Source organism: Rhodococcus sp. HNM0563 (genome assembly GCF_012726195.1).
Taxonomy (GTDB): domain Bacteria; phylum Actinomycetota; class Actinomycetes; order Mycobacteriales; family Mycobacteriaceae; genus Rhodococcus.
Genome location: NZ_JAASAF010000004.1, coordinates 296,812 through 315,798 on the forward strand (window position 1 = coordinate 296,812; position 18,987 = coordinate 315,798).

The 18,987-nt window shown below is 67.3% G+C and carries 4 protein-coding genes; all 4 read left to right on the plus strand.

What is annotated here, in order from left to right:
- The first annotated feature begins 393 nt into the window (after positions 1-393).
- The gene (locus HCA61_RS26270; protein ID WP_169688264.1) at positions 394-2,154 is read left to right on the plus strand and encodes an ABC transporter ATP-binding protein; all 1,761 of its coding nucleotides are present in this window, start codon (positions 394-396) and stop codon (positions 2,152-2,154) included.
- Positions 2,151-3,956: an ABC transporter ATP-binding protein gene (locus tag HCA61_RS11250; RefSeq protein WP_169688265.1), complete on the plus strand. Its 1,806-nt coding sequence runs from the start codon at positions 2,151-2,153 to the stop codon at positions 3,954-3,956. Before HCA61_RS26270 ends, HCA61_RS11250 begins: the two co-directional genes overlap by 4 nt.
- 104 nt (positions 3,957-4,060) lie before the next feature.
- On the plus strand, positions 4,061-5,662 hold the full coding sequence (locus tag HCA61_RS11255; protein WP_169688461.1) for an AMP-binding protein: 1,602 nt from the start codon (positions 4,061-4,063) through the stop codon (positions 5,660-5,662).
- The gene (locus tag HCA61_RS11260; RefSeq protein WP_169688266.1) at positions 5,659-18,966 is read left to right on the plus strand and encodes a non-ribosomal peptide synthetase; all 13,308 of its coding nucleotides are present in this window, start codon (positions 5,659-5,661) and stop codon (positions 18,964-18,966) included. The genes HCA61_RS11255 and HCA61_RS11260 overlap by 4 nt, the downstream gene beginning before the upstream one ends.
- Positions 18,967-18,987: the final 21 nt, after the last annotated feature.

An 18,987-nucleotide genomic window follows, 5' to 3' on the forward strand; every position in this document is an offset into this window, starting at 1 on the left:
CTTCCTTTTCCCGCCGAAAGTGGGTGATCGACGTTTCCCTGGCAGGTCGATGTGCCACGCCCGAGCTACCTCTGTACCGATCGCCCTAAGGTAGGTTAGGCTCCCATTACTGATACCGGTCGAGGGGAGGATTGTGTCTACGGGGCGTGTCCAGGTTCTGCGTGTGATACCCGGTTCATGTTGTGCCGATGAAGTATTCGTGCAGAGAGACGCCCCTGTATCCGCACTCCACCCACGACGAACCCGATTCTGCGTGCGCGTGAATACGGGGGGCAGGCCATCCGCAGTGCTGGGCGCTGCGCCGGCTCGACGTATCGACCGACGCTGACATACCGACCGCTCGGAGCCGCCGCGACATCGATGGCTCCGTCATGGGCCAGGAGAGCCGAGTACATGCGACTACCAGTCTTCTTCGAAGCGCCTGCGTCACCGCTGCGCACCAAACACATAGAGGTCACGGAATCCACGACTCCGCGGGAGCTGACGCTGCGAACGATGTTCGCTGCGAAGAGGTACACGGTGCCCGGTGGCCTCCTGCTGATCATCCACCAGCTCTGCGGGGCGTTGGTTCCGGTCATCATGGGTGTGGCCATCGACCGTGCGATCAGCCCGAACGACGCGGGACAACTGGTGCTGTGGGTCGCTGTGCTCGCCGTCGACTTCGCACTCGTGTCGTTCACCTTCCGGTTCGGATCCCGCATCGGGTTCCTCGGGATGCAGTCGATCCAGCACCAGGTGCGGACGAGGATCACCGACCGGATGCTCGACGCACGAGGGATGGGCGGACCCCGGCGCCAACCCGGAATGCTGTTGAGCATCGCGACATCGGACGCACGGCAGCTCGCCATGGCCGTTGCGATCGTCATCTACCCCCTCGGCGAATTCGCCGCTGTGGTCTTCTCGGCATTGATTCTGCTGTTCATCTCGTGGCCGCTCGGTCTCGCAATCCTGGTGGCAGCGCCGCTGATGCTGTGGGTCATGGACCGTGCAGGTTCGCCGTTGCGCCGACGGAGCATGCAGGAGCAGCAGGTCGCAGGGGAAGCTGCCGGTACCGCCGCGGATCTCGTGGGCGGCTTCAGGATCGTCAAAGGCCTTGGCGCGGAACGCGAGGCGGGACGCCGATACCTCGAGGCCAGCGAACGCGCGCTGCAGGGCACCCTCAAGGCGAACGTCGCACGCGGGGGCTACCTGGGGTCGATGGAGATCGTCACTGGACTGTTCATCGCCGGAGTCGCGATCGCTGCCGGAGCGATGGCGGTCGGCGGTGAACTCACCATCGGCCAACTCATCACCGTGGTGGCAGTGACCCAGTTCGTGATGGGCCCCCTCCAGGCGTTCGCAGCGAACTTCGGTGCTATCTGGGCTCAGGCGTTGGCCTCGGCAGAACGCGTACTGACGGTGCTGCAGGCGCCGTACTCGAACGAAAGCACCGCTGCCGCGCGTGCTCCGCACGGCTTCGAACTGCACTTCGACGGCGTGACGTGTGGTACCGCGACCGAGGTCGATCGCCGCGTGTCCGAAGGGGAGTTCATCGCCGTCGACACGGATGCGGCCACCACCTCCGCGTTCGCCGATGTGCTTACCGGACTGGCGAATCCGGACGCCGGCGTGATCACCGTCGGCGGAGTGGACGTCCGAGATCTGCCCCATGACTCTCGCGCGAGAACCCTGCTGGTCGCCCCGCACGAGAGTGATCTCTTCGAGGGAACGATCGGCGAGAACATCGCCGCTACGGACGACGTCACCGACGACGCTGCGGCCCGTGCCGTATTCGCGGCGGCCTGCGACGATGTGGTGGCGGTGCTTCCCGACGGCCTGACCACCGATGTCGGAGAGGCCGGACGGCTGCTGTCTGGTGGGCAGCGTCAGCGTGTGTCGCTGGCACGGGCACTCGCAGCGAACCCGGACATCCTCGTACTGCTCGACCCGACGACCGCCGTCGACTCGGTGACGGAAGCGACCGTCGCCGGGCGCATCGCGGCTGCACGGGCAGGAAAGACCACTGTCGTGTTCACCTCGTCGCCGGCCCTGTTGGCAGCGGCATCGAGCGTGTGGCGTTTCGGCACTGCCGCAGGAGAGGCAACCGAACCGCACACCGCCACCGAGACGGTGGAAAGCGATATCGATTCGACGCTGATGGAGCCTTCGCGATGACCACCCAATTGAGTCCCGAATCAGCGAAGTTCCCCATCGCCGAGGCGCGGTCGGTGTGGCACGAAGTTCGTCGCGCGCTGCAGGGGCAGCACCTTCGCCTGGTCGCAGTCGTGGCAACCATGGTCGTCGGAGCTGCACTCGGTCTCGTTCCGCCATGGGCACTCGGCCGCATGGTCGATGCCGTCATCGACGGAGGCGGGACAGGGCGGATCTGGCTGCTCGGTGCCGCCATGATCGGCGCGGCACTTGCATTCGCCGGATTCACCGCGCTCGGAGTCATCCTGTCTTCCAGGCTCTTCGAGACAATTCTGGCGAGACTGCGCGAGCAGATGTTCACGACGAGTCTCTCCTTGCCGCTCGAACGTGTCGAGGCGGCGGGCAGCGGCGATCTCGTATCGCGAGCCACGGACGATGTCGAAGAGGTGTCCCGAGCGATCAGCACGGTGATGCCTGCACTGTCGACATCGTTGTTCACGGTGCTGCTCACCGCAGTGGGGCTGACCGCTCTCGACTGGCGGTTCCTTGCGGTGCTCGTGGTGGCCCTCCCGATCTACGTGCTCGCGGTCCGCTGGTACCTGCGCAAAGCGCCGGCGATCTACGCGGCGGAACGAGCAGCAATGGGGCTTCGGGCACAACAGGTGCTGGGCGGGGTGCGCGGACTGCGCACGGTGCACGCGTACGACCTGTCGCCCAGACTCGCAGACCGCATCGGATCCCACTCGTGGGAGGTCGTCCGCTGGTCGATGCGTGCCCGCATCGTTCAGAACCGGTTCTACGGGCGGCTCAATTCCGGCCAGTTCATCGTGATGGCAGGCCTTCTCGTGGCCGGATTCCTCCTCGTGGGCGCCGATGCACTCACCGTGGGAGCCACGACGACGGCAATGCTGCTCTTCCTCAGGTTGTTCGCCCCCATCGACGACCTCCTCCTCGTCATCGACGAGTTGCAGTCGGCACTCGCGTCGCTCGCACGCATCGTCGGTGTGATCGAGGTAGGTACGGCGAAGGAGAGCGGCGGGGTGGACGGTGCCGACCGGACTGCCGAATCCCGGACGCCTCGGCTTCCGTCGCGAGGTGCGCTCGCAGTGCGGAACGTCACGTTCGGCTACACACCTGGACGAGACATCATCCGCGGTATCGATCTCGATGTCGCACCCGGCGAAACAGTTGCGGTCGTGGGGCCTTCGGGAGCCGGGAAGTCGACGCTGGCGGCCCTGCTCGCCGGGGTCCGTACGCCCGACTCGGGCGCGATTCGGTTCGGTGGCGTCGACATCCTGGATGTACCGGAGTCCGAGCGCGCGCAGCGGATCACACTGGTCACACAGGAAGTGCATGTCTTCGCCGGATCGTTGCGCGACGATCTGGCCATGGCGAACCCGAACGCCGACGACGCCGCCATGGAGGCGGCGTTGCGGACTGTGCTCGCCGGCGACTGGTTCGATCTGCTTCCCGACGGACTCGACACGGTCGTCGGGGACGCCGGCCATCAGCTCACGCCCATGCAGGCCCAGCAGCTTGCATTGGCTCGGCTGGTGCTCGCCGACCCGCCGATGGTGATTCTCGACGAGGCCACCGCGGATGCCGGGAGCGCAGGCGCTTCGCTGCTCGAGCGTGCAGCCCGTGCGGCGCTCGCCGGCCGCAGTGCACTCGTCGTTGCGCATCGCCTGGGACAGACTCGGGATGCAGACCGAATTCTCTTGGTGGACAATGGAACAGTTGTGGAATCAGGCACCCATGAGCAGTTGATTGCACGTGGTGGCCGCTACTGCGAACTGTGGGATGCATGGAGCATGCATCGGCAGTGACCGTGAACGCGAACATGCAGAAGCGGGCCGGCGATCACCTTCCCGCTGCAGACCGATCCGAGAGGGATCCGATGGCACACCCGAAGCTATCCGTCGACACCAGCATGCCCATCGCTCCGCTCCACCTCGACGGGGTGGTGGACTACCCGGCCGAGTTCGCCGCGCAGTACCGCGAGAAGGGATACTGGATCGGACAGACGCATTCGGCGCTCCTGGCCGGTACGGTCGCTGCCCATCCGGACGGGGCGGCGGTCGTGGACCCACGGCGTTCGCTGTCCTACGCCGAACTCTCGGAGCGAGTGCAGATCATTGCGGGTGAATTCGCTGCCAGGGGGCTCGGCCGCGGCGACCGCGTGATAGTCCACATGCCGAATACCGTCGAGTACGTCGAAGTCGTGTTCGCGCTCTTCGAGATCGGTGCGTTGCCGGTGTTCGCGCTGGCCGCGCACCGCTCCGCCGAGATCCGCCAGTTCTGCACGGCCGCAACGGCCCGCGGGTACATCACCGTCGACAAGTTCGGTCTCACCTCGTACGGGGACCTCGCAACCGAGATCGCTACCGACTTCCCCGATGTCTCGACCTTCGTGATCCCGATCGGTGACGAATCGTGGGCAACCGGCCCGCCCCTACCTCGCGTCGACCGCTCACTGCCCTCGGACGTGGCGTTCCTCCAGCTCTCGGGAGGTACCACCGGCACACCGAAACTCATTCCGCGTACCCACGACGACTACCTGTACTCGGTGCGGGAGAGCGCGCGGATCTGCTGCATCGACAGCTCCTCGGTGATGCTTGCGGTACTGCCGATCTCGCACAACTTCACCATGAGCTCGCCGGGGCTGCTGGGAATGATCGCCGTAGGTGGGCTCGTGGTGATGGCCCCGGACCCCAGCCCGGATACCTGCTTGCGGTTGATCGAGGAACACGCGGTCACCCATGCGGCACTCGTACCGCCGGTACTGATCGCGTGGCTGAATTCGTCGGCGCGCCACGATCGTGACATCTCGTCGCTCTCCTCACTGTGGGTGGGCGGCGCGAAGCTACCGGAGGAGGCGGCCCGCCGGGTCGCCCCGGAACTCGGGTGCTCACTGACCCAGGTGTTCGGCATGGCCGAAGGACTGGTCAACTACACGCGTCCCGATGACGACGAGGAGACCGTCACCACCACGCAGGGGCGGCCCATCTCTCCCGACGACGAAGTGCGGGTCGTCGACGACGCAGGCGTGCCGGTGGCCGACGGCGTGGCGGGGCACCTCCAGACCCGCGGCCCGTACACGATCCGCGGCTACTACCGGGCGCCGGAGCACAACCGGACATCGTTCACCGCCGACGGGTTCTACGCCACCGGCGACATCGTGGTCCGCGACCCTCGCGGATACCTCACGGTCGTGGGCCGCAGTAAGGACCAGATCAATCGGGGCGGTGAGAAGATCGCGCCGGCGATGGTGGAGAACCATCTGCTGGCACACCACGAGATCCACGACGTATCCGTCGTGGGTATTCCCGATGAGGCTCTGGGCGAACGTATCTGTGCGTATGTGATCCGGCGCGATCCGGACTCCGCGACACCCACCGCGTCTCAGCTACGCGCATTTCTGCGGACCGAACGGCAGGTGGCGGCGTACACGATCCCGGATCGCTTCGAGTTCGTCACCGAGTTTCCCACCACGTCGGTAGGCAAGATCGACAAGAAAAGTCAGGGAGCATGACACTTACCGAAGGGCACCCCGCCCCGACCGCTGCCGCCGCGACTGCCACGCCCACGCTGCTGCCGCTCACCGGCGCGCAACTCGGGATCTGGAACGCGCAACGACTCGAACCGGATTCGCCGTACTACCTGGTGGGTGAAGTACTCGAAATAGACGGCTCCGCGGCGGGCGTGGAGATAAATCTGCCGGTGCTCATCGCGGAGATCTCGGAGACCGTCGCCGAGGCCGAGACGATGAGATTGCGATTCGTCGACACGGATGACGGGCCCCGCCAGTGGATCGCCCCCCAGCAGGCGTTGTCGATCCCCGTCCTCGACCTCGGCAACGAGGAGAATCCGCACGCGGCAGCACACGAGGCCGTCACCCGCATCCGCGCCGACGCCGCCTGCGCTGCCAGGGACATGGAGGAGCGAGAACTCTTCACCTACACGCTGCTCCGCTTGTCGTCGACGCAGGTGTGGTGTGTTCAGCTGTACCACCACCTGATCGTCGACGGGTACTCCGCGGCGATGATCTCCCGCAGGCTGGCTACCCGCTACACCGCTGCAGTAACGGGAAAGCGGCTTCGCCCGAACACTTTCGGTTCGATCTCCGAAGTCGTCGCCGAGGATGTGGAGTACCGGAACTCCGAGCAGGCGGCGCTGGACCGTGCCTACTGGACCGCGCGTCTCGATCCACTGCCGGAGCTGCACGGCCGCCGCGGGGGAGCCGATCTCGGATCTGCAGCACAGACGCATTCTGCCCGGGCGATCCTCGATGCCGAGGTCATGGAACAGCTGAAGCAGATCGCCGCAGACAGCGGATGCACGTGGGCAGACGTACTGATCGGTGCCTATGCGGGATTCGTTGCCCGGCTGCACGGGACCGCCGACGTTGTGCTGGCGCTGCCCGTCATGGTGCGCACCACGCGCACTGCACTCACGACACCGTCGATGGCGGTCAACGTGCTGCCGCTGCGCGTGTCGGTGTCCCTGTCCGACGACATCTCGATGCTGGGGTCGTCGGCCGCGACCGCTCTGAGCGAACTACGTGAGCACCAGCGCTACCGCGGTGAGGACCTCGTACGTGATCTGGCCGCGCCAGGAGCGGGTGCCGTCCTGCACGGTGTGGGAATCAATCTCAAGGCCTTCGATTTCGATCTGAACTTCGCCGGAGCAGTCGGAACGTTGCGCAACGTCGCGGGCGGACCGCCGGAGGAACTGGGTCTGACAGCGACACCCATCGACGGTGGACGCATGATGCTCGGGTTCGAGGTCGACGCCCGGGTCGTGTCCGAGGCCGAGGTGAACGCCCGGGCCGAAAGCCTCGCCGGGCTCATCCGTGCACTGTGCGCGCCCGAGCGCCCGTCGCTCGGCACGATGAGCCTGCGCTCCCGCGGTATCGACGAGAAGTGGACCCCCGCTGCGCTCCCGCAGGCCGGTATCCGGTCGGTCACCGACATGTTCGCGGACATGGCGGCCGCGCACCCCGCCGACATCGTGCTCTCCGATTCGGACAACGACGTGACGGCAGCAGATCTCGCAGCGCGCACCTACCGCCTGGCGCGCCTGATCCGTTCCCGCGGAGTCGGTCCCGACGACATCGTGGCGATTGCCCTCCCGAGGACCACGGACATCGTCGCGTGCATCTTCGCGGTCTGGGAAGCCGGCGCCGCCTATGTCGTGCTGGATCCGGCGTACCCCACCGAACGTCTCGATGGGCTCGTCCAGCTCGCCCGACCCTCCCTGCTGCTGTGCGCCGACGAGCCGCCGGTGACGAAGGCGGCATGCGAGACGGTCAGGCTGGGGACGGAAGAAACCGAATTCGAACTGGATTCATTCCCCGATACACGACTGCGCGACCACGAGCGGGCGGCAACTCCGCACCCCGACGACGCCGCCTACGTTCTGTTCACCTCGGGCTCGACAGGGACGCCGAAGGGGGTCGTCGTCCGCTCGGGAGGGCTCGCACATCTCGTGCATCGTCAACGCGGCACGGTGCACGCGGATGCTCGCGCGCGAGCCGGTGGACGTCGGCTGCACGTCGCCCACACCACCTCGTTCGCGTTCGACGCCTCACTCGATCCGCTGATGTGGATAGTCGGCGGTCACCATATTCATCTGTACGGCAGTGATATTCAGCGCGATGCCGATCTGCAGATCGAGAAGTTCACCCACGATGAGATCGACGTCGTCGACACGACCCCGTCGATGGCGGCGTTCCTTCTCGAGGCGGGTCTGCTCCCGCCCTCGTCCGCGACCGATACGGGTCACCGGGTCGATACGATCGTCGTCGGTGGTGAAGCGCTACCCTCTGGGCTCGCCGAGCAACTCGGACGGAGTGCAGCCCGCGCCTACAACATGTACGGGCCCACCGAAGCCACCGTCGATGCGATCGTGGCGGACGTGACCGGCCCCGACGTCCACATCGGTATGCCCTTGGAAGGTACCGCGGCGTACCTCCTCGATGCGGCGCTGCATCCGGTCCTGGACGGGGAGGCCGGTGAGCTGTATCTGTCCGGCCCCCAACTTGCGCGCGGCTACCTCGATCGGCCCGGGATCACCGCGGATCGATTCGTGGCGGATCCCTTCGATGCGTCGGGTGGCCGGATGTACCGCACGGGCGATCTCGCCCGCTGGAATCCCGAGACCGGCTTCGAATACCGCGGTCGCGTCGACGACCAGGTCAAGATCCGCGGCCACCGGGTGGAACTTCGCGAAGTCGAAGCTGCGCTGGCACAAGCAGGTTCGGTCACCGCGTCGGTCGCCGTGGTGCACGGGGCAGGGCCCTTCGCAAAGCTCGTCGGATACGTCGTGTCAGACGATGCCGCACTGTCCGGCGACGACGTCCGTCGCGAGCTGCTGACCCGGGTCCCGGATCACCTGGTGCCGTCCGTGGTCGTGGTCCTGGACGAGATGCCGGTGACCGTGAACGGCAAGATCGACCGGAGGCAACTGCCGGATCCTTCCGATCGCGCATCTGCGCGGGGCGACTCCGGTCGCGAGCCCGGTACACCTGCGGAGTACGCGCTGTGCGCCGTCGTGGCCGAGGTGCTGGGCGTCGAATCCGTGTCGCTCGACGCCGACCTGTTCACGCTCGGCGGCGACAGCATAGGTGCGATCAGCATCAGCAGCCGGCTACGTGCGCACGGACTGGCCCTCACCCCCAAGGAACTGCTGTCGGGTCGGGACCTGGCCACACTCGCGGCACTTGCGCGCGAACTGGTCGACGACACCGCGGCACTGATCGACGACAACGGAATCGGGCAGGCGCCGACCACGCCGATCATGCGCAACGTCCTGCGGAGCGACTCGATCGAATCGGTGTCGTCGTACTCGCAGTGGACGGCCGTCGAGGTCGACGGCGACATCGACGGGGAGGCGCTGGCAGCTGCGGTACAGACACTGCGGGAGCGGCATCCCGCCCTGCGGATGATCGTTCACGACGACTCCGTGGACATTCCCGCCGCGACCACCGCGCCCGTGACGATCGGGGAGCGCGGGCCGGTCTCCGCAGGCGACTTCGTGCGCGAGGTGGCCTCCTGGGCCCGCGACAGCGCCGAAGAACTGGCACCGGGGGCGGGCGATCTGCTGCGGGTGAGCATCGTTCGTATGACGGACGGCAACGATCGGTTGCTCGTCGTGGTCCATCACTTCGCCGTCGACGCGGTGTCCTGGAGCATTCTGCTGACCGATCTTGTGGCGGCCTACCGCGGTCGTGCACTTCCGGCGACGACGAGCGAATCGTGGCGGCACCGCGCGAGGGATCTCGCCGCCCGCGGTGCTGCGCACCGCTACGTCGACGAGAAGGCGATGTGGTGCGAGGTTCTGGAGACGGGCTCGCGCGTGCTCGTCGACTCCGAACTCCGGCCCGGCGTCGACACCCATTCGACCGCGCAGGTGACTCGAACGAACACGACAGCCGCGGTCACCGCCGCGGTCGTCGACACCCTGTGCGCGATGTACCGGGCACGACCGGACGAGGTGCTGCTCGCGGCGCTGACCGTCGCGATGCGCGCCTACCGGGGAACAGCAACAGGCGATTTCCCGGTCCTGGCGGAAGGGCACGGCCGCGACGCGGACTCGGGTTCGGACCGTGGATCGACCGTCGGCTGGTTCACCACCGAGTATCCGGTGTCCGTGCCTGCCGCGTTCGTCGACACCGACGAGCGCCTGACCGAAGCGTTGGGCGGGGGACGCGTCGTCGCCGAGATCCTGCACGAGGTCAAGGCCCGCCGCCGCGCGGGACGCGACAACGGAATCGGGTACGGGGTCCTGCGGTTCCTGGACGACGCCGGTGCGGCACTCACCGAGCTGTCCGCGCCCCAGGTCGTGCTCAACTATCTCGGAAAGCCCGCCGGAATGTCGGGGCCGGACTGGCGCACGGTTGCGGGTGACGCATTCGGCGTGGTGGAGCCGGGCACCCGCACGCTCACCGAGGTCCTGGCGATCAATGCGTTCGTCCACGACGACCCGGCGGGGCCTGTGCTGTCCATCGAATGGACCGCCGCCGGTGAACTTCTCGACGGAGCGGCGGTCGCGGAGCTGCAGCGATGCTTCGAGGATGCATTGAGCGGTTTCGCCGCCCACGCCGCACTGCATCCCGGCGGGTTGAGCGCCGCTGACTGCGATGACGTCGTCGTCACGCAGAGCCAGATCTCCTTCCTCGAATCGGTCGCCGGACCGCTCTCCGAGATCCTGCCGCTCTCCCCGCTGCAGGAGGGGCTGCTCGCACATGCTGCTCGCTTCACCGAACACGACCCGTACGTCCTGACCGCGGTCGTCGACCTCGCGGGCGAACTCGACACCGACCGGTTGCGTGCCGCGTTCTCGGCTGTCGTCGCCCGTCACCGGAACCTGGCCGCCGGATTCCATTTCGACGGTGTCGATGAACCCATCGCGACGATCCCGCAGGTGATCGAGATTCCGTGGCGGGTCTCCGACCTTCGGGATTTGCCGGAGAGCGCTGCCGCTGCGGCCGCCGCACAGGCCAGCCTGCGTGCCTCCGAGCGGATCTTCGACGTGCAGCGGGGACCTCTCCTTGCAGGGCACGTGCTCCGGCTCCCCGGCGGGCGGACACAACTCGTACTCAATGCGCATCACCTCGTGACCGACGGCTGGTCGACGCCGATCGTGTTGCGCGAACTGGTGCACGTCTACAACCACGGCCGGTACGACGACGGGCAGTACACCAACGGCACGGCCGGTTTGCCGCCCGCACCCGACTATGCCGACTTCCTGCGGTGGCTGCGCCGGCTCGACCGCGCCGAACTGCGTGGAGCATGGCGCCGGCGTCTGGCCGGGCTGGCTGAGCCCACCCTGATCGCCCGCGGCGACAGCACCGGTGAGCATCCGGTGGCCACCGAGGTCGCGGTGGACGACACACTCGGGCTGCAACTCGCGGAGGTTGCGCGCGCGAACGGGCTCACTGTCAACACCGTCGTGCAAGGTGCGTGGAGTGCCGTCCTGTGCGCGCTCGTCGGCAGCGACGACGTCGTGTTCGGTACGACCGTGTCCGGCCGGCCCGCCGACCTCGAACGGGTCGAGACGATGGTGGGCCTGTTCAGCAACACCGTTCCGGTGCGGATGCGGATGGATCATCGTCTGCTGCGGGACGTGCTGCAGGCGAGCCAACGAGACCAGTACGACCTCGGCGACGCGGAGCACCTGCCGCTGTCCGAGATCGAATCCTGCAGCAACGTACGAGGCGGCACCGGTCTGTTCGACACCCTGGTGGTGTTCGAGAATTATCCTGCGCGGTTCGGTGCGAACCCGGACGACTCCACCGACTCGACACATATCGTCGGTATCGGCAACATCAGTACGACGCAGTACCCGCTGTCGCTGCTCGCGCCGCCCGGCGATCGGTTCCGTCTCGTGGTCGACCACGACCCTGCCGTCGTGGATGCGACGACCGCGTCGAAGGTCGTCGAGGCGCTCCCAGCGGTGATCGCGGAGATGATCTCGAAACTGGATCATCCTGCGTCCGAGTTCGTTCCGCTCACGATCGGCGTCCTGCCGCCGCGGGCCGTTGCCGCCCGCGTACCGTCGTCCGGCGGTACCGCACTGCCGCACCTCGTCGATACCGTGACCGCGCAACTGGGCGAGGTACTCGAGACCACTCTGCTCCCCGATGACGATTTCTTCGATCGTGGCGGGCATTCGCTGGTCGCGATGCGCGCGGTCAGCGGTCTGCGGCGGCACGGCATCGTCGTCTCCGTCGCCGACATCTTCGCGGCGCGCACGGCCCGGGCACTCGCCGCGCGCGCACAGGCTTCCCCGGCAGCCCCCGTCGTGGATGCATCCGAGCCGGACGACATCTCCCGTGAGCCGATGTTGTCGTCCGCGCAGGAGCGGCTGTGGATCCTGCACCGGATGGACGAGCAGTCCCGTGCACACGATGTCCCCATCGTGCTCGCCCTGTCCGATGCCCCGGACACGGCGGCGCTGCGGGCCGCATGGCGAGACCTGGTGGCGCACTTCCCGGTCCTGAGGACCTGCTATCCCGCAGGGGCCGACGGTAACCCCGAGGCGCGGGTGCTGCCGGAGTCGGCTATCCCGGAACTGCGGAACTTCAGCACCGAACTCGACATCGACTCCGCTGTGCGTCAAGAGATCTCGGACCCGGACTCGGTGTTCGATCTGACATTCGCGGTGCCTGCTCGGGCGACTGTGCTCCGCGGACGCGGATGGGCAGCGCTCGTCATCGTGATCCACCACATCGCAGTCGACGGCGCGTCGGTGCCGATCCTGCTCGACACCCTGGCTCAGGCATACCGGGATCGGCTGGCGGGCCGCACTCCGCGGCTATCCTCTGTCGCACCCGATTTCGCTGAATTCGCTCGGGCAGACCGAGTCCGGACACGCTCGGCGGATACCGAGCGGTCGTTGACACACTGGAAACAACGGCTCGCCGCTCTTCCTTCCGAGCTCGAGCTGCCTACCGACCGGCCCCGCTCCCGGCATGCGACGCACAGGTCGGTCGATGCAGTGCGGCTGCTCGACAGCGCGATGGCCGACGCACTGAAACACGCATCCGTCCGGCACGGAGTGTCGGCTCTGATGCTGCTCGAAGCTGCGGTCGCGTTGACGTGGCAGCGATTCGGAGCGGGCAGCGACATTCCGCTCGGCACCACGGTATCCGACCGGGAACTTCTCGCGGACGGGCGATTCCGGGACACCGTCGGATACCTGGTGAACACCGCCGTACACCGGATCGACCTCACCGGTGATCCGACACCCGGACGGGTGCTCGACCGCGTGCGCGCTGTCGGACTCGACGCGCTCGAACACCAGCACGTGCCGTTCGATCGTGTGGTCGACGCGGTCGCACCGGAACGCACCGCGGGACGTCACCCGTTGTTCCAGACGATGGTCGGACACGAAATCCTCGGTGCGCCGATCGAACTGGGTGACATTACTGCCACTCCCGTCGAACCGATCGACCCGCCTGCGCGCATGGATATCTCCGTCTGGCTCCGTGAGAGCGGAACGACGACCGAGATCCGTCTGGGCGGCGCCGCCGATCTGTTCGATGCGGACACGATCGCCCACATGGCCGACGAACTCCTCGTCACGCTCACCCACATCGTCGAGCAGCCGGACCGGCCGATCTCGATGCTCGGCAGTGTCGATGCCCACGACGGTCCGATGCGCGAGCGTGCACCGCAGTCGGTGGTGCAGCGGTTCCTGATCCAGGTCGGGGAACGACCCGATGCCCCCGCGATCGTCGTGGACGGGACGGAGACCAGCTATCGCGAGGCCGGTGCCCGCGTCGAGGCGCTCGCCCGCGCGCTGACCGCGCGCGGAGTAGGTGCAGGGTCGGTGGTCGGGGTCGCGGTCGGCAGGGACGCCGGCCTGCCTCTGGCGTTGCTCGCGGTGCTGCGATGCGGTGCCGCCTACCTGCCGCTGGATGTCGACTATCCACGCGATCGTCTGCAGTACATGCTCGACGATGCACGTCCGGTCTGCGTGCTGGTGTCTGCGGCGACCGCCGACGACGTCGGATGGATGGACCTCCCCGCGGTGCGAGTCGACGCGGCCGGCGTGGAGATTCGGGCAGAGGTCGTGCTGCCGGAGGTCCCCGTCGCCGACGACCGGCTCGCCTACATCATCCACACGTCGGGGACGACCGGAAAACCCAAGGGTGTCATGGTCACCTCGGCCAACCTCGCGGCGTTCGCGGATGCCACGGACCGGCTGGGCTGGATCGACAGTGACGATCGGGTGATGGCGGTGACCACCGTGTCGTTCGACATCGCGGTGCTGGAACTGCTGTGTCCGCTCGCACTCGGTGCGTCCGTGGTGGTGGCTCCGCGCTCGTCGGTGGTGGACCCCGAGAAGCTGGCCGCGCTGATCGAGGCGTCCGGTGCCACGGTCGTGCAGGCGACCCCGTCGCTGTGGCGACTGCTCCTGGCCGTGCCCGGCGTGCGGACGGCGCGTGCCCTGATCGGTGGTGAAGCGGTGCCCGCCGAACTGGCCGATCAACTGACCGCGGTCAGCGACGAGGCCTGGAATGTGTACGGCCCGACGGAAGCCACGGTGTGGGCCACGACGGACCGCCTCACCGCGGGTGCGCCGGTCACGATCGGTGGACCGTGGATCGATGTGCGAGCCACTGTTCTCGACGACCTCCTCCGGGAGGTTCCCGAAAGTGCGTTCGGCGAGCTGTACCTGGGAGGCGCCCAGATCGCGCGGGGCTACCTCAACCGACCGGGGCTGACCGCGACCCGATTCGTCGCCGACCCGCGGCGACCGGGGGAGCGGCTGTACCGGACGGGCGATGCGGTACGCAGACGCCGCGGCCGTATCCAATACCTGCGGCGCACCGACGATCAGGTGAAGGTGCGCGGGTTCCGGATCGAGCTCGGCGAGGTCGAGACTGCGCTGCGCGCGTTGCCCGAGGTCACCGACGCGGCCGCGAAGGTGGCTGCGATCGCGGATGGATCGTCCCGGCTCTTCGGGTACGTCGTTGTCCGTGACGCTGCCGCGGCCGATCCGGTCCGGATGCGGCAGGCACTGGCGGAGTCGCTGCCGGATCAATTCGTGCCGCAGGCGATCACTGTCGTCGAGTCTCTGCCGCGCACGCTGAACGGCAAGCTCGATCGCGCGGGCCTGCCTGCGCCGGCGATCACCGCCCCGCCGAGCGGGACGCGCCCTGGCGCCGGCGACCGGGCATCGGGATCGATCGCAGAGGATCTCGTTGCCGCAGCCCGTGACGTCCTCGGCACCGAGATCGACATGCGATCGAACTTCTTCGCTCTCGGTGGGGACAGCATCGCCGCAGTGCGGTTCGTGGCAGCGGCGTCCGGCCGGGGGGTGCGCATCGTCGTGGCCGACGTGTTCGAGTGCGACACCCTGGATGAACTCGTGGATCGTGCAGTTCGGGTGTCGATCGGAGACGACGTACCGCACTCGCGTGCCGAGCTCGTCGAGATGGACGATGCGGCCCGAGCGCGCGTGGACACCGAGTACCCCGGGTGGCAGCAGGTTCTGCCGCTGACCCCGTTGCAGCGGGGAATGTACTTCCAGTCCGTGAGCGGCGGGCTCGGTGCCGCGGACAACTATCACGTGCAGCACCGCTTCACATTCGCGGAGCCCGCCGACCGCCGGGCACTGGCCGCTGCGTTGGCGGCCATCGTTCTCCGATACCCGAACCTCGCTGCGGCATTCACGCATTCGATGTTCGCGGAACCTGTGGCGGTCATCGGTCCGGTGACGATCGACATCGAAGAGAAGCAATCCGGATCCCTCGCCGGACTCGATGACATCGCTGCCGACGAGTTCGCTCGGCCCTTCACGCTCGACCGCGCACCACTGGTGCGCACGGTGCTCGTCACGGCACCGGATACGGCCGGGCAGCTGATCGTGACTCAGCATCACCTCCTGTCCGATGCGTGGTCCCAGGGAGTGCTGTTCACCGAACTGTTCACGCTCTACGGCGTCGCGAAGATGCTCGTCGGCCTGTACCCGGCGGACGCGGCAGGCGATCGGGAGGTGGCGTCGGCACTGCAGCGTGTGCTCGTTCCGGCGGCGGACTTCACCGATCATCTGCGTCATCTCGCGGGACTCGATGCGAAGGTCGCTGCGAAGGCCTGGACACTCCACCTGGCCGATCTCGACGAACCGACGCTGCTCGCACCGAACGCGGTGCCCGGCACGATGTCGCTGCCCAATCGCGTCACCTGCCGGCTCGACGACTCGGTGCGCGACGAGATCGTCGCTCTTGCAGCAGAGAACGGTGTCACGGTGTCGACCGTGATGTCGCTCGCGTGGGCACTGACTCTGCGCCGACTGACCGGACGCGACGATGTGGTCTTCGGATCCACGGTGTCGGGACGCGACCCGCTCGTGCCGGATGTCGATCGTATGGTCGGGCTGACACTGAACACCGTGCCGGTCCGCGTTCACCTGCGTTCGTCCATGACCTTGGTGGATACGTTGCGCCGGTTGTTCGTCGATCAGGGTGCTCTGATCGAACATCACCATGCAGGTCTCGGCGAGATCACCCGTGCCGCAGGGTTCGGGGTGCTGTTCGACACGCTCGTGGTGTTCCGCAACGTCGGAGGTGACGAGGCGCGATTCGGTGTGTTCGAACGTGCGGGGATCTCGGCGGCGGAGGCGACGGACTCGACCCACTACGCGATCACGCTCGACATCGACCCCCGGAGCCGCAGGGGTGGTATGGAGGTGACGATCGAGAACCGGCCCGATCTCGTCGACGACGAGGCAGCCGCGTCCCTCCTCGCGGACCTCACCGGCATGATCGAGGAGCTCGCGAGGGCTCGGGCGCGGGTCGCTACAACGGTGGCAGAGACCGGGCGTGCGTACGCGGAGCTGGAACGGACCGCGCTCACCGCGCCGCGCGAACCGATACCTCTGCCCGGCGCGGCACAGGGCAGCATCGACACGCTGTTGTCCGAACGCGCCACCGCGACCCCGCACTCGCCGGCGCTGACTTGCGGCGCCGAAACGTTCACTGCCGGTGAGTTCGACAGCCGGGTAACTGCGCTTGCTCGGCATCTGGTGGCGAGCGGAGTCGAGGCCGGCGACCTCGTCGCCCTGATGCTGCCGCGGATCGCCGATCACGTCGTGGCGATCTTCGCGGTGATGCGCGCAGGTGCCGCGTATCTTCCGCTCGATCTCGCGCACCCGGCTTCGCGGCTGACGGAGATCGTGCTCGACAGCGGAGCCCGGACGGTCGTCACGGCCGACGCCCGCGCCGAAGGTGTTGCCGAAGTCGTGGCCGGGCTACCCGGGATCTGCGTCGTCGACCTCGCCGTCTCGGAGGTCGCCGAGGTCCTGGCTGGAGTTCGTCCCGCACCGGACGTGGCGCCGCACCGCATCGCTGGACCCATCCATCCGGACCAACCCGCCTATGTCATCTACACATCGGGCTCGACAGGTAAGCCGAAGGGCGTGCAGGTCGGTCACCGCGGCCTGACCACGATGTACCACAACCATCGCGACGAGATATTCCGAGGCACAGAGGATCTCGTCGACGGTCGGCAGCTGCGGATCGCACATACCGTGTCGTTTTCCTTCGATATGTCGTGGGAAGAACTGTTCTGGCTGCTGGCAGGTCACCACGTGCATGTCATCGACGAGGAGGCCAGGTCCGATCCGCGCTCACTGGTGCAGCACTATCGGACCGTCGGGATCGACGTCGTCAACGTCACGCCGTCGTATGCGCGCGAACTGGTCGCTGCCGGCCTGCTCGACGGCGATCGGGCCCCGAAGCTGGTGATGCTCGGTGGTGAGGCCGTGCCACAGGAACTGTGGAGCCGGCTGCGGGACCAGGAAGGTATCGACGGCTACGATCTCTACGGCCCGACCGAATTCACCATCAACGCGATGGGATCGGCCGTCGCGGACAGTGCGACCCCGTGCCTCGGCACACCGATCCGCAATGCCTGTGCACGCGTGCTCGATTCCGGGCTGCGTCCGGTCGCCATCGGCGCTGCCGGTGAGCTCTACATGTCCGGTGACGGTGTGGCGCACGGATATCGGGGCCGGCACGGACAGACCGCGTCGTTATTCGTGGCGGATCCGTTCTCGGCCGGAGAGCGGATGTACCGCACCGGCGATCTCGTCCGTTACCTCGACGGAGGGCGGCTGGAGTATCTCGGGCGAGTCGATCGGCAGGTCAAGATCCGGGGTATCCGCATCGAACTCGGCGAGATCGAGTCGGCACTCGAGGCGTTGCCGGGAGTGGCGCGGGCCGCCGCGACGGTCCTGTCGACCGGCAACGCGTCGCGACTGATCGGGTACGTCGTGGCCGACGGTGCGCAGACGGAGAGCGAACTGCGCGCACAATTGCGTGACACGGTTCCGGCGCATCTCGTTCCGGCGCAGATCGTGCGAGTGGACACCATCCCCCTCACGGTCAACGGCAAGCTCGACCGGGCGGCCCTACCCGAACCGCCGCGCCGCAACGTCGCGGATTCGCTTCGCACGCCGACACAGTGGATGGTGGCCGCCGTGTACTGCGACCTGCTCGGGTTGGACGAGGTGGGCGCAGACGACGGTTTCGTCGACTGCGGTGGAGACTCGCTGGCAGCGATGCGATTGGTCTCGCGGCTCGAACGCGACACCTCCGTCCGGGTGGATGTCGCGGAGCTGCTCGAACGCCAGACAGTCGAGGCGGTGGCAGAACTCGTCGACGCCCGCCGGGGCGGTGACGCCGACGATGCGACGGGCGACGTGATCCGCTTCGGCCGCAGCGGAATCGGAGAGCTCCTGTTCTGCATCCATCCGGCCGGAGGCTTCGCGTGGCAGTTCGCGTCGTTGGCCTCGATGCTCGACCGTCCCGTCGTCGGACTGCAGCTTCCCGTGCACGACCGTCCCGAGTCGTTCGACGACCTCGTCGCACACCACCTGCGGGCCGTGCGCCGCGAACAGCCGCGAGGGCCGTACCGCCTGCTCGGATACTCATTCGGTGGAACGCTTGCGCACGCGATCGCGGCGGCGTTGACAGCGTCCGGTGACACCGTCGACTTCGTCGGGTTGGTGGACAGTGAACCACTCGACGGGCATAGCACCGATGTGCCGGCAGGACACGCGTCCGGACTCCCCTCGGAGCTGGCCGCCGAGATCGCCGAGAACTTCGCCTACACCGCGACTCTGCTGGATACGGCGAAGGCGCCGGTGTACTCGGGGACCCTCACGCTGTTCGAGGCCCAGCGGTCGAGGCCACCGGTCTGTTTTTCCGACCGGTGGGAGCGAATCCACGACGGGACACTCGTAGTCCACTCCGTGGACGCAGATCACGACGGCATCGCGACGGCAGCCGGGTGGCGGCAGATCCTGCCCGCACTCGAGGAATGATCGAGTTCGCGACAGAGTCTC

What these genes read in the sequence shown, in the direction of transcription:
- HCA61_RS11260 (WP_169688266.1), top strand. Translation starts at nt 5,659, where the DNA reads ATGACACTTACCGAAGGGCACCCCGCCCCGACCGCTGCCGCCGCGACT.
- HCA61_RS26270 (WP_169688264.1), top strand. Translation starts at nt 394, where the DNA reads ATGCGACTACCAGTCTTCTTCGAAGCGCCTGCGTCACCGCTGCGCACC.
- HCA61_RS11255 (WP_169688461.1), top strand. Translation starts at nt 4,061, where the DNA reads ATGCCCATCGCTCCGCTCCACCTCGACGGGGTGGTGGACTACCCGGCC.
- HCA61_RS11250 (WP_169688265.1), top strand. Translation starts at nt 2,151, where the DNA reads ATGACCACCCAATTGAGTCCCGAATCAGCGAAGTTCCCCATCGCCGAG.